At 44.0% G+C, this 13,558-nt stretch carries 9 protein-coding genes and 1 pseudogene; 2 read left to right on the forward strand and 8 right to left on the reverse strand.

What is annotated here, in order from left to right:
- Positions 1–404: 404 nt before the first annotated feature.
- Together ACVBIU_RS03335 and pip are read right to left on the reverse strand one after the other, a co-directional pair.
- Positions 405–1,496 (reverse strand): NADH:flavin oxidoreductase, encoded by a 1,092-nt coding sequence (locus tag ACVBIU_RS03335; protein ID WP_447163076.1) that lies wholly within the window; start codon positions 1,494–1,496, stop codon positions 405–407.
- Positions 1,497–1,813: 317 nt separating this feature from the next.
- Positions 1,814–2,773, reverse strand: a complete 960-nt coding sequence (pip, locus tag ACVBIU_RS03340) for a prolyl aminopeptidase (RefSeq protein ID WP_447163077.1) — start codon at positions 2,771–2,773, stop codon at positions 1,814–1,816.
- A 364-nt stretch (positions 2,774–3,137) separates the two neighbouring features.
- Here pip and ACVBIU_RS03345 point away from each other — a divergent pair, with 364 nt between their 5' ends.
- Entirely contained in the window at positions 3,138–4,283 is a 1,146-nt protein-coding gene (locus ACVBIU_RS03345) for a hypothetical protein (RefSeq protein WP_447163078.1), read from the forward strand.
- A 294-nt stretch (positions 4,284–4,577) separates the two neighbouring features.
- Positions 4,578–5,612, forward strand: coding sequence for an IS110 family transposase (locus tag ACVBIU_RS03350; protein WP_447163079.1), 1,035 nt, complete (start codon positions 4,578–4,580; stop codon positions 5,610–5,612).
- A 402-nt stretch (positions 5,613–6,014) separates the two neighbouring features.
- Here ACVBIU_RS03350 and ACVBIU_RS03355 read toward each other — a convergent pair.
- The 6 genes and pseudogenes from ACVBIU_RS03355 to ACVBIU_RS03380 form a co-directional block, all read right to left on the reverse strand.
- A pseudogene (locus tag ACVBIU_RS03355) lies at positions 6,015–6,230 on the reverse strand (transposase); the annotation flags it as partial.
- A gap of 249 nt (positions 6,231–6,479) precedes the next feature.
- The gene (locus ACVBIU_RS03360; RefSeq protein WP_447163080.1) at positions 6,480–6,815 is read right to left on the reverse strand and encodes a hypothetical protein; all 336 of its coding nucleotides are present in this window, start codon (positions 6,813–6,815) and stop codon (positions 6,480–6,482) included.
- 283 nt (positions 6,816–7,098) lie between these two features.
- On the reverse strand, positions 7,099–7,338 hold the full coding sequence (locus ACVBIU_RS03365; RefSeq protein WP_447163081.1) for a Blp family class II bacteriocin: 240 nt from the start codon (positions 7,336–7,338) through the stop codon (positions 7,099–7,101).
- 204 nt (positions 7,339–7,542) lie between these two features.
- Positions 7,543–9,711, reverse strand: a complete 2,169-nt coding sequence (locus ACVBIU_RS03370; protein WP_447163082.1) for a peptidase domain-containing ABC transporter — start codon at positions 9,709–9,711, stop codon at positions 7,543–7,545.
- Entirely contained in the window at positions 9,711–10,958 is a 1,248-nt protein-coding gene (locus ACVBIU_RS03375; RefSeq protein ID WP_447163083.1) for an HlyD family efflux transporter periplasmic adaptor subunit, read from the reverse strand. Before ACVBIU_RS03375 ends, ACVBIU_RS03370 begins: the two co-directional genes overlap by 1 nt.
- Before the next feature lie 1,409 nt (positions 10,959–12,367).
- On the reverse strand, positions 12,368–13,525 hold the full coding sequence (locus ACVBIU_RS03380) for a M20 aminoacylase family protein (protein WP_447163084.1): 1,158 nt from the start codon (positions 13,523–13,525) through the stop codon (positions 12,368–12,370).
- Positions 13,526–13,558 lie beyond the last annotated feature (33 nt).

The raw sequence follows: 13,558 nt of genomic DNA on the forward strand, positions 1-13,558 counted from the left end.
AGGCGTTCAGAAAACAACCAAAACACAACCACCCCCTTTATAGACAGGCTTTATGGACACGCATAAAATGGTTATAACGCCTCACGCCTTTAGGTTAAAAGTATATAAATGAGGCTTTCGGGCAAAATCGAGCCTAAACATGCATAATTCACTTTATTAGGTTGTTCCAGCACATTAAATCAACACGACAGTTCTCTCTAACAAACAAGCTGTAACGTGGATTTTTCTGTGCGATTCTGCTGATTGAAACTGGTGGGAGAGAGTGATTGATATAAAGGGAAGTTGTAAAAGTACCTGTAGAGGAGTGTGGCAGGAGCGGCTAGAACAGTGTCAAAGTAGCAGGCACGATATCATCGTGCCATACAAAACAAGAATCGCTTAACGCTAACAGCGTCAGCAAGCAATTATCGCCTCTTATACACCACACAGAAATTACCGCGCTTAGTACGGCACTTTGAACATCTTTCACAATCCACTTCTGCAGTACTCCCCTCAGACCAACGCTTAAGCAGGTGTGGCTCGGCAAGTAAAGGTCTTGAAAGAGCAAAGAACTGAATATTGGTACTCGCTGCAATCTCTTCAATGACGCAGATATCCGCTAGGCCGCCAACGGTAATAATGGGGACGTTTACCTCCTGGCTAATCACAGCGCCATATTCACGGAAGTAACCTTCACTTTGTATGGTATAACCATCGAATGATTCACCCACTACGGTATTAGCATTACCGTGAATGTTACCGGATATAATAATTGCATCGACACCAATCGCAGCAAGCTTTTTACAGATAGTGCGGGTTTCAGCAAAAGTTAAGCCACCATCGAAAAACTCAGAGGCCGTTAACTTAACGAGAATTGGGTAGTCCTCGCCAACCAACTTGCGGATCTCAGCGTAGATCTCCAGCAAAAAGCGCATGCGGTTCTCAAGACTGCCGCCGTATTCATCCTCTCGCTGGTTGTAATAAGGGCTTAAAAACTGATTGATTAGATAGGTATGCGCAGCATGAATTTCAACCCCATCAAAACCAGACTCTTGCGCGCGGCGACTCGCCTGTGCAAACGCGTTAACGATGTAATCGATCTCAGACTTAGTCATCGCCTTACCCATGGTTTGGGTACCGCGCTCAGCAATAGCACTCGGGGCAAAGATCACTCGCTCACCCACATTGTAAGTGGTCTTAGTGCCACCATAAGCCAACTGCATAACAATCTTCGAGTCGTAACCATGTACCAGCTCAGTTAGCTTTTGGTATTCAGCGATAAACGAGTCATAGTACATACCCATCATGCCAGCATTAGGCTTTTCTTCAGCCACAATGTTAGCGTAGCCCGTGACGATTAATCCCACCTCACCTTTAGCCAGCTCTTCATACACCGAGTACAGCTTGTCGGTCATATGGCCAGTTTCAGTTGCCATATTTTCCCACGTCGCACTTCTTACAAAGCGGTTTTTCAGTGTCATGTTGCCAATATGGCTGGGTGAAAACAAAATGCTCACGTGCAATCCTCTTAAATCATATTCAATGCTAGCTAGCGACGTTGCCAAACAGTAAAAACACAACAGCCACGCATAAGGCATGGCTGTTGTGTTTTTACTGTTCTCTCTCAATCAATGTATCTTGATCAATATAAGAGCGCAGCAGGCGCAGGATCCTACGCGCAAAATATAAGAAATTCCTTAAGCTAGGTTCAGCTTTTAGAAATTAATCTTGCATATGATTACCCAGAGCATCCATCTATACCCAAATGACCTCAAGATACTCGTTTCAGAGCTCTATCGTTTAATATGTTCGAAACACTCAGCCATGGATATTGCTACTTGTTAGCAAAGAAATCCGTCGCTTCTATCAATGCTGTTCTGATCCCGGGCTCGCTAACCGCGTGCCCTGCATCTGGGATCACTAAAAACTTCGCCTCTGGGAACGCTTTATGTAGATCCCAAGCCGCTTCAAAAGGTGTGATCACATCATAACGCCCTTGTACGATAACCGTAGGAATGTGACGAATGACATCGATATTCTCGAGTAGATAATTATCGCTTGGAAAGAATGCACGGTTTTCAAAGTAGTGGCACTCAACACGAGCAAATGCTTCGGAAAATTCATCTGAACTAAAGTGCTCTTCACGAGCCGGATCGGGTAACACAGATAACATGCTGCCTTCCCATTTTCCCCACACTCTCGCAGCAGCGATTCTTAACGCTTTATCATCACTGGTAAGGCGCTTGTAATAGGCATGAATCACATCATCACGCTCATCTTCAGGGATAAAACCAATATATTGCTCAAATAAATCAGGGAATAGCGTGTGCCCCCACTGATAGAACCATAAAATTTCTTTACGGCGCAGCAAAAATATTCCACGCAATACCAACTCATCAACAACTTGTGGATGATTAATCGCATAAGCCAGCGCCAGTGTGCTGCCCCACGACCCACCAAAGACTTGCCATGTATCAATGCCTAAATGCGCTCTAATCTGCTCCATATCGCTAATAAGACCCCAGGTTGTATTATCTTCGAGGCAGCCTTTTGGGGTACTTTTACCGCAACCTCTTTGATCAAAAATAACAATACGATACAAGGCAGGGTCGAATAAACGTCGACACTGAGGATCGGTACCAGCACCAGGCCCACCGTGCAGATATATCACCGGCTTGCCATTAGGGTTACCTGATTGCTCAACATAGATTTCGTGAACATCAGACACTCTCAGCATTTCTTGATGATAAGGTTCTATTGGCGGGTAAAGTTCGGCGATCTCATTGTTATTCATATACAGATCCTAATATTGTTATCTTGATGTGCTGTTCAGCAGCGAGATGTTGATTGCGTCAAGACGCTGCAGCCGTTTATCGAGGATAAGCATTGCGACTTTGACGATGCATTATTGCATACGCTAACCCAGCAAAATCATGAAACCTTTTCAGCTCAAAATCGAACATGAAAGTACAAAAGGCTTGATGTTATGAATTGGGTCCATTAACGAGAGATATTGAAGTATATGATTCTAGCCGTCTTGGTTATTCTTGCTGAACACTTTGATTTAAAATCACTAATCCGCTAATGTGTCGCTTTAAATCCAAGCCTATCATTCAGCTTGATTGACGTTTTTTTAGTCACCTCCAGAGACAAGCCCTATGTACACTCGGATGTTGCCTTGTATTTTCGCTTCACTAGTTTCAAGCATTACTTTTCCAGTATTCGCCGCCGATGACTTAAGCGGGATCTGGCAAGGCACCTTAGGCAAGAGCAAAATTCGTGTCTGCTTTAATGAATACGGCACAGGCAGTTATTACTATCAGCGTTACTTAACGCCAATTAGACTCGAGCAGGTCGATAACCATTGGCAAGAAGACAAGCAAACTGGCTTCTGGCAGTTTGATAATGTCAGCGATCAGCAACTTACGGGGCTCTGGTTCAATAAAGAACGCTTTAAAACCGAGAGGTTCAATAAAGAGTTGTCCAATACTGAGCCCTCTCAAAATAAGCCCACAAAATCATTAGCCATTACGCTTGAACGCCAAATCAGTCCTGATGGCATCAATGACTGCAGCAGCGATGCTTTCAACCAGCCACTAGAAACAGCGCCAAAGCTTAGCCGTGGTAAATGGCAGCCATTTGAGAATGAAGACTCTGAGTCATCTACTTCTGACCAAGCTAATCCTCAGTTATCAACATCTCAGCAGACTAGCTATCGCCAACTCAGCTATGGCACAGAAATCAGCTTGGAGCTTAAAGGCGAGCAAGCAGGCATACCGGCGATTAACCAGTGGCTAAAGCAGAAACTAACGAGTAAGACTCAACTTGCAGAAACCTTTGAAACCCGCCGCAGAATGTTGGCGCAAACCGGCCTGCCAATCACAGATGAAACTGGAGCTGAAATCGATTTTATTAACCAAGATTGGCTAAGCGTACGATTTTACCGCTGGGCAGCAGGTTATGGCGCCGGTGGCATCAATCGCACTTTCACTAGCTTCAATCTTAGTGATGGCCAACCATTCAACCCATGGCAATGGTTTAAACAAGACGTCGCCCTTGATGAAATGCGCCACCAACTGCCACCAGCCCTACGCGAAAAATTATTTGCCGATATGGAAGTTTATGAGGATTGCGACAACTCAGATGGCTCAGGCTATTTCTACCTAACCCTCAGCCCAAAAGGCATCGAGATTTGGGAAACACCCAACGGCAGCGGCTGCGAAAACGAGTTCACCCTCAGCCCCCAAGAGGCCATGCCGTTTGCCACTGAATACGGCAAGAGTCAGCTGAAGCTAATGGAGTAAGGCTCCATTGTTGACTCAGGTATTGGAACCTTAGAGTAGTCTTTAAGCCGAACTTAAATCGACTATCTGTGGTTCCAATGGCCTGCAGCCGGCGTATGTGCAGACACTGCTGAAAAAATGGATACCAAATGAATACCAAGACATCCATGATTATTTTCAGTATTGCGAGGTGCAACGGCCTCGCCACGTTCAACCTGTAAGCACAATTCTGGGTGATGAGATGGACGCTCCCTAATACGGCGTCAATGCGCCAAACTGATGTTGAACCATTCAGTTACATAAGGAGCGTCCACCATGAAAGTTAACACTATTGCTATCGATCTTGCAAAGAACGTATTTCAAGTTTTAGCGATGGCTGCTGATGCCAAACCTATTTACAACAAGCGACTGAACCGCAAACAGCTTAAAGAGCTGCTTGGCAATACACCTCCTTGCACTGTCGTCATGGAAGCGTGTTACTCATCACATTACTGGGGGCGGGTCGCTTTGCAACTTGGTCATCGCGTTAAGATGCTCCCCGCTCAACATGTCACCCCATTTGTTCGTGGCAATAAGAATGACCGTAACGATTCCCTCGCTATTTTTGAGGCAAGCTCAAGACCTAATATTCGTTTTGTCCCTGTGAAAACTGAAGAACAACAAGAAGTCATGATGATGCATCGGATTAGAGAGCGTTTAATCAAACAACGTGTTGCAATCACCAACCAAACTCGAGGTCTGTTAGTTGATTTTGGCATTGTTTTTCAACAAGGGTTTACAGCATTTGAGCAAAACATGTGGCGCATTATTAATGATAGTGAACAAAGGCCTGTACTGAAGTTCCTCATTAACCAAGCTTATGATGAGTACCTATACGTAAGCCGACAGCTGAAAGCGCTCAATAAACTAATCAGGCAAAAAGTGGAGCAAACTCCATCTGGGAGAATTTTGCTCAGCATGCCAGGTATCGGTCACGTGATAGCCTCTGCTTTTGAAGCCAGCATCGATAAGGCACAAGCCTTTAACACTCCCAAAGAGCTTGCCGTGTGGCTTGGGCTTACCCCAAAACAATATGCCTCAGGTAACAAGAGCAAACTATATGGGATCACCAAGCGCGGTGACAGCTATTTACGAAAGCAGTTAATACATGGTGCTAGAACGGTTGTTTGCCATTCCCACAAAAAAGACGATGCGCTTAACCGATGGATAAACCAGCTTAAAGAACGAGTAGGCTTTAACAAAGCGGTTGTGGCCACTGCACATAAGCTCGCAAGGTTGATGTGGGTGTTACTCAGGAAACAAGCTATGTATCAGGCTCAGCAAGGGATAGAAACAAAGGTTGTAGCATGAAACTAACGGTATTTAATGTTATCGACTATCAAGTAAAGCTCGTTCTAGACAAGGGTAACTACGGAGCCCGACTGGGTGTTGTGAGCGCTTGATAGTCACCCTCTAGGTAAGTGTCAAATTGATGAGAAAAGACTCTGTTCATCCTGCATAAACCCGCATGAGACAAGGGTAAATAACCCGACTGGGTGTTCACTATTTTTGGGTGTGTAGGTACGAAATTCATCAGGGGCGCAGGCAAGAGCTTGTTAAGCCCGTATATATGTCAGCACTATCGCTTTTAAAAGCGTTGCTTAAGCAAAAAGAGTCAGTCAATAAGCACCAAACTGGAGCCAAGAGAAAACCAGAAACTAAGGCAAAAAAGCCTCGGTTAGCGAAGTACTGTCTTGACTAACCGGGAGCGTCCATATATGTCTTAGTTATTGCGTAAGCAGCGACATCAATAGCAAACACCTCTGTTAACTTGAGTATTTGTGCTTCAACCCAGCCACGACGATGGTCATAGTTTTTACCTGTGTATTTATCATCACCGCACAAGAAAGCACGGCGAACCACGCGGCTACAGCAATGGTAATAGGGCGTATCTTCCAAACTAATTAATGTACTTCTGGCACGGGGCATAATCACCTCCCATTTCAGCAATCACTAAAGTTTAGTGGTAAGGTGAAAAATGCACAATTAACAATGGGTGGCAGAATTAATCCCTTTAGTTATTAGGTGCTTGCTTTAACAAAAAGGTCAGCACTATCGCTTTTAAAAGCGTTGCTTAAGCAAAAAAGCCTAGGTTAGCGAAGTACTGTCTTGACTAACAGGGAGCGTCCATATATGTCTTAGTTATTCTCGCGTCCATATTTGTCTCAGTTATTTTATTCAAACAAATTCGACATCAATCGTTGCATTGCTTATGAGAAGCTTCTCTTTTAGAGATACGACCCATAAACTTGTTGTATTATTATCAGCAAAACCATCACCAATAACAGCCTGGTAATTAACCTTATCCTTTATAATCATGCAGCTTTCATCCCGGTATACAACCTCAGCAGACAAAACATCACATCTTATTTTAAATCTTTCAAAAACATTCTTATGACTCTCTCCTATATATAACTTAAAAGGCGAAGAACTTGACCAGAAATCCTGCATAGACTGATAGTCAGAGTTTGAAATAAAACCATAATATACATTTAAAAAGTCACTACCAAGCATCACTCCCCCTTGGAATGAAAAAATCGAAGAACTAAAAATACGGCACCACCAAAGATGCCGCACCATACTTTACCCGTTAATTAATCTCAAACGCTCAAGTTTGATCACATCAATTATATTTACTATATAATTTTAAAATAATAATTGAGAGAAAAGCCAAACATAAAGACAAAATAACAACTTCACTAAAACTTAAAACTGAAGCTGAACCGCCAATCATAGAGGTCATTACAATTAATATAAGCCAGGTGTTTTTTTTATTCATAAGCAATCCTTTCAACTACTAAAACATGCTTAAATATAGTTGTGAACCAAGGTATCCAATACCACCAGAAAGACCGCCTGCGATAGCGCCTGGTCCAGCTCCAATACCACCAGCCACAGAGCCAAACATTCCACCTGCTAAGGCTCCACCAAATACAGCTGCACCTAATTCAGCAGTTGAATAACCACCATTAACCATCTGCATCTCATTCAGTGTTAATTCTTCCATTTCAAACTCTTTATTAATTAGACTTTGCATAATATCTTCCCTAATTTAAACTACTTAACGTTATGTTTGCCTAAGTGCTTAGCTGCTCGATAAGAGTTACCAAACCTTAAGCGACTGACCAAGGGCGCGGTTTCCCGCTAAAGTTGCCGCGTCCTTGCTTTTAACCGATAATGTATTTCGCTCTTTTTGAGCCAAATACCCCATCGTTTAAAATTCTTTTCCCCTTTAGATGTGCTATTGCCCGCCTTCTGCTAATTGCTGCATTTCTTCGGGCGTATACACCTTCCCCTGGTGCATCACGACGATTCGCTGTGCTTGCTTTATGGTTTCTGGCCTATGCGCAATGATAACTCGGGTCATATTAAGCTGTTTAATTTGCTCGCTAATTTTGGCTTCGTTGTCGATATCCAGATGGCTAGTCGCTTCATCCATAAACAGCAAACTCGGTTGCTGATACAAAGCTCTAGCGAGTAATAGCCGCTGCACTTGCCCACCAGAAAATTGACTGCCCATGTCCCCCACTAACGTGTTATAGCCCATGGTCATCTTACTAATGTCGTGCTCTATTGCAGCTAATTGTGCACATTGCTGCATACGCAAATAATTCGGCTCTGGGTCAAAGAAGGTTAAGTTGTCGGCGATAGAACCGGATAAGAGTGTGTCATCTTGCATCACCGCAGCTATTTGCTGACGGTACTGAGTTAAACCGATTTGAGTGATGTCTTGACCATCGAGTAAGATGCGCCCTTTGGTGGGGGTTAATAGCCCTAACATCAATTTCACTAAGGTGGTTTTACCGCAGCCCGATTCGCCCACAATGGCAACCGACTCGTTAGCATTGATGGTTAACGACACATTGTTAACCACATCTGGTTCGTTATCTGCATAACGGTAACTCACTCCCTCGAGCGTTAGCTTACCGACCACGTTATTGAGTTGCAGCTTGCTATCACGATTGGCTTCTTGATCATGCAAGGCGATATCTGAAATACGGTCAAGGTGCAGGCGCAGCATTCGGAACAAGATAAGCTGCTCAATCAAGCTGGCAAAACGTGCTGTTAATTGGTTTTTGTAAGCGATAAACGCCAAAACCATACCTATGGTTAAGCCACCACTCATCACAATAGTTGCTGCTAAGTAGATAACGATAATGTTCTCAATACCAAATAACAGTTTATTGGCAGCATCAAAGCTAATATTAAGCTTGCCTAGGCGAATATCTGCGTTTATCACTTCGCTATAGCGGTTTTGCCACACACTTTGTCTTTGTGGCTCGCAGGTGAATAGCTTGATGGTTTGTATACCGCGAATATTTTCTAAAAAGTTAGTCTGCTCTTTAGCACTTGCTTGAATCGACTCCTCCGTTGCGCGGTGCAATGGTCGATACAGTGCCAGTCGCAATATCGCGTATATGGCAATCGCAGCGACTACGACTAACGTTAGTTTTACACTATAAACTAACATCATGATTAACACGGCAATTGACATAACACCATCAACCACGGTTTCCACTAGGCCTGTTGTTAGTCGTTCACGTACCTGAGCTAACGAGCCAAAGCGCGATACTAAATCACCAATGTGGCGCTTCTCGAAATAGCTCATTGGCAGTTTCAACAGGTGCTGCAATAAGTTCACGCCCATCTGCATATTGAGTAAGCTTGAAACTCTAAGTACCAACCAGCTGCGCACACCTGTCGTCACTACATTGATTATGGCGAGCAAGCCAAAGCCGATTGCGAGCACCACTAAAAGTGGTTTATCGTGGCTAATCAATACTTCATCGACCACCCACTGCATGTAATAAGGCGTGACTAGGGCGAAAACTTGCAGCAAGATCGATAACACAAATAAGGTGAGTAAGGTTTTAGCTAACCCGGTCATTTTGCTCCACAGCTGCGATAATCGCATCTGCTGGCGCTCATCTTGTTGCTGAAAGCCTTTTGTTGGCGTAAGTTCAAGCGCAATACCGGTAAAGTGCTCGGAGAACTCTTTTAGGGTTAACTTTCTTTTGCCTAAAGCAGGGTCATTTATTGTGACTCCTGATTTGGTCACACCAGTGAGCACCACAAAATGGTTCATATCCCAGTGCAGCACGCAAGGCAAAGACAGTTTACCAACCTCTTCTATTGGGCATTTTAGCGCTCGACTAGCTAGCCCCATACTGTCACTGAGCGCGATGAGCTGCTGTAAGTTCATTCCCTTCAAATCTGCGGTAAAGCGCTTTCTTAATGCCGCCATATCTAGCTTGTGACCATGGAAGCTAGCAATCATTGCCACACAAGCAAGGCCGCACTCAGCCATCTCCGCTTGTAAAATAAGCGGTACGCGTGTTTTACCCGAAAACTCCAGTAGCTCAATAGGATCCGATGGAGGGTTGATGTTATCAGTAGACTTAGCAACCATTAGCCAACCCTCCCTTGCAAGCTATAGATTGGATCGAGTAACCAATCCAGCAAACTGCGTCTATCAAGCACAATATCGGCTTCGAGTAACATACCGCTTTTTAGGGGAAAGCTATCACCATAAGCCAACATATCTTGCTTAGATAGCTGGGTTCTAATGCGGTATACCGGCTCAGATAAAGCAACGGGCACTTTAGCCTCACCATCAAGCAGTAGCGCTTTATCGATACGAGAAACTCGACTTTCTAAAAATCCAAAACGTTGATAAGGAAAGGCATCGAAGCGTAGCCTTGCTTCATCGCCTGATTTAACAAAACCCGCGCTTCGAGTCGGAAGCAGTAGTTCAGCGACCAACAGTGCTCCTTGAGGAATGAGGCTCATTAAGGGGCGATTTGTGACAATAAACTCGCCCTCGACAACTTGAATAGAGGCAACGGTTCCTGCTTCAGCTGCACGAATAACAAAGCGATAGCTGTTTTCTGTTTCATCAATTTGGCGCTTAAGCTCTGAGCGGCGTCTTTCAATATCACCGTCTTTAAGTACAAACTGACTCGGTAAAATATCCAATTCAGACAACGCATCATTAAGCTGGCTTTGTATTTGTACTTGATTAGACTTAAGGTTTTCTATCTCTTGCCTTACTGTGATTAGCTTTTGTTGTTGAGATTGATAGTCTAGCGTCGATAAATAACCATCATCAAACAGCTTTTGATGCTGAGTCTGTTGTTTAAGTTGCAGTGCTAACTTTTCAGTTAATAATGCCTCTAAATTTACAAACACATTTAATGCCTGCTTATTATCTGTAATGGAATTTTTTAGACGCTGGGTCTCTTTAGCTAATAAAGACTGGTTAACTTTTTTCTCGGTCGTTAATAAAGTAAGCTGTAGCTTAAGCTCATCTATTAACGACTCACTCAGCTCTTCGCCTGAAAGCATGCTGCGACTTAACACAATAGTCGCTAATGGCGAGCCTTTTTTAATGATGTCGCCTTCAGACACATGCAATACATCGATATTGCCACTGCGATTAGCATAAGTTTTAATTAAACCTTTATCTGGCACCAAATAACCACGAACGGTTTCTTTACGAGCGTAATGAGAAAAAGAGAGGAAAAAGATAATGGCTATAATAATACAAAGCAAAATAGTAGCAGACACATAGATACTAATAGGCTGCGCCAATGACACATCACCATGTAACTTTTGTTTTTGCGCCTCAACGGCCTGCTGACGAAATAACCCTGACATATAACTTCCATGTATTAAAACATTATTTATAGTGTTTGAAATCCGTCTCAAAACACGCCACAACAATTTGGCAACATTCTAAGCAAAAAAACATTTACTGCAACACTGTAATAATGAAAAGCATTCACGTTCACTGCCTTAGCTAGCAACTAAGGCTAATATCCCGCAGCAACAGATGAAATAAAATCATTTACTTGTTGATATTGAATTAATAAATGCAACCATAATCTTAGGATATAAAGTGGAAGTGTAATTACCGTTTCACTCATAACTCACAGAAAACACCAATCCCCATCGAAGTTACCGAAGTACGCAGATAAAAATGCCGTATTTTCTTCATCAACTCTTAGGCAGCTGTTGATGTATCTTACAACACCTGTTGTTCCAATGGCCTGCAGCGGGTACTGGACAGGGTGCCCGAATGTCGTGATCACATCGATGTGAATTAACGACCTTATGTGCAGAACTTAGGAGTTCACCCAAAGCAGTGAACCTTTACTTCATTAATTCTTAGGTAACTATTGATGTATCTTCCAATATCAGTGGTTCCAATGGCCTGCAGCCGGCGCATGTGCAGAGGTTAGAAGTTCACCCAAAGCGGAGAACCTTTTCTTCATCAATGCTTAGGAAGCATTTGATGTATCTTCCAACATCAATGGTTCCAATGGCCTGCAGCCGGCGCATGTGCAGACACTTCTTAGGCTCGCTTTTCGTCATCCCTGACCGCTCTGCGAAAACATCCATGTTTTCGAAGGCCTAAGCCGTATCTGCACCGAGTTAGAAAAGCATAATCATTTCACCCATTGAGTTCTCAATAGAAATGCGAGACTGACGTACATACTGAAGCAACAGAAAATACCAAATTCCCCATCGAAGTTGCCGAAGTACGTAGATAACTTTTTACTTTCAAGAATGCCGTAGAGCCATCATGGATGATGGTTCAGGCTCGGGGGGGCATGGATGTCCCATCTGAGCCGTTAGGCGATTTTTATTGGAGTATGAGGCCCGTATCTAATGCATGTAACTTCGTCGGGGCGTCATGGTGGATGCAAGGAGGATAAGGACGAGCAGTCCTCCTTGCCCGGGTGTGGGATGGAATCCCACGACCTTTATCAAGCGCAGCTTGATTCGCTTAAATCTTTAAGCTTGATATGGGATGGAATCCCACGACTTTAGTTGTTAGACGCAGTCTAACTTAGAAGTCAGGCGCAGCCTGATAGAATTATCAAACGAAGTTTGATTGCTATAGTCGTTAGACGAAGTCTAACTCTCCCCTGCGCCCGCTTGGCGCAAAACCAAGCAACAAAAAAGGCTATGAACCTAAGCTCATAGCCTTTCTATATCGACCTCGTTTGAGACGAAACTCAAACTCAGTTAACTCATGTGCAAATTACTTAGCCAAACACTGTTCAAGCTTTATTTAAACACTGCTCTACAAGCGTCTGCCAGTATCTCAGACCAGATACCAAGATATTGTCGTTGAAGTCATAAGTTGGCTTGTGTAGCGCTACGCTACCACAACCACAACCTGCGCCGTTACCCACTAGGATGTAACAACCAGGTGCTTCACGTAGCATGAACGAAAAATCTTCACTGATAGTGAATGGCTGACAGCTGCCGTTAACTTTATCTTCGCCAACCACTGTTTCAGCCGCGCGAATCGCGAAAGCCGTTTCAGCTGGGGTGTTGATAGTCGATAAGAAACTGTTGTTAAACTTGTAAGTGTAATCAACGCCTGCAGACATACACTGACCAGCAACGACGCGTTCAAGTGCTTTTTCAATCTTGTTTAACGCGATATCAGTAAAGCTACGAGTATCACCCGTGATAGTCACTTTAGTTGGGATAACGTTAACCGTACCGTTAGTGGCAAACTCAGTGACCGAGATAACCGCAGTTTCATCAATCGCGCTTAGGTTACGCGATACGATCGTTTGGATTGCAGTGACGATTTGCGCGCCAACTACGATAGGGTCAGTGCCCATGTGCGGCATAGCCGCGTGGCCGCCAGTGGCTAGTACTTCGATTTCAAAGCTACTTTCACTTGCCATTACTGAGTGTGGGCGCGTCACAAAGTGACCTGCTTCAATACCCGGTAGGTTGTGCATAGCGTAAACAGCATCGATTTTCCAACGGGTGAATAGGCCGTCAGCGATCATCGCTTTAGCGCCTGTGCCGCGCTCTTCATCAGGTTGGAAGATGAAGTAAACCGTACCGTCGAAGTTTTTAGTTTGTGCTAGCTCGTGCGCTGCAGCAAGTAGCATTGCCGTGTGACCGTCGTGACCACAAGCGTGCATTGCGCCAGTGTTTACTGATGCATAATCAAAGGTATTTTCTTCATGAATATGCAGTGCGTCCATGTCGGCACGTAGACCAATTGAACGCTCACTATCGCCACACTTTAAAATACCTACAACGCCCGTGCCGCCGATACCTGTGTGTACTTCAATGCCAAACTCTTCTAGTTTGCTTGCTACAAATGCTGCAGTCTCGTGCTCTTGGGTACCAAACTCTGGGTGCTGGTGAATGTGATGACGCCACTCGATAACTTTCTGTTCGATATTCATATTCTTTATCTCTTCTAACAAGCACCGGTGACT

The sequence above is a fragment of the Shewanella sp. 30m-14 genome, from assembly GCF_052977125.1.

Coding starts and splice junctions, on each gene's coding strand:
- pip (WP_447163077.1), bottom strand. CDS start 2,773: ATGAATAACAATGAGATCGCCGAACTTTACCCGCCAATAGAACCTTAT.
- ACVBIU_RS03345 (WP_447163078.1), top strand. CDS start 3,138: ATGTACACTCGGATGTTGCCTTGTATTTTCGCTTCACTAGTTTCAAGC.
- ACVBIU_RS03350 (WP_447163079.1), top strand. CDS start 4,578: ATGAAAGTTAACACTATTGCTATCGATCTTGCAAAGAACGTATTTCAA.
- ACVBIU_RS03360 (WP_447163080.1), bottom strand. CDS start 6,815: ATGCTTGGTAGTGACTTTTTAAATGTATATTATGGTTTTATTTCAAAC.
- ACVBIU_RS03365 (WP_447163081.1), bottom strand. CDS start 7,338: ATGCAAAGTCTAATTAATAAAGAGTTTGAAATGGAAGAATTAACACTG.
- ACVBIU_RS03370 (WP_447163082.1), bottom strand. CDS start 9,711: ATGGTTGCTAAGTCTACTGATAACATCAACCCTCCATCGGATCCTATT.
- ACVBIU_RS03375 (WP_447163083.1), bottom strand. CDS start 10,958: ATGTCAGGGTTATTTCGTCAGCAGGCCGTTGAGGCGCAAAAACAAAAG.
- ACVBIU_RS03380 (WP_447163084.1), bottom strand. CDS start 13,525: ATGAATATCGAACAGAAAGTTATCGAGTGGCGTCATCACATTCACCAG.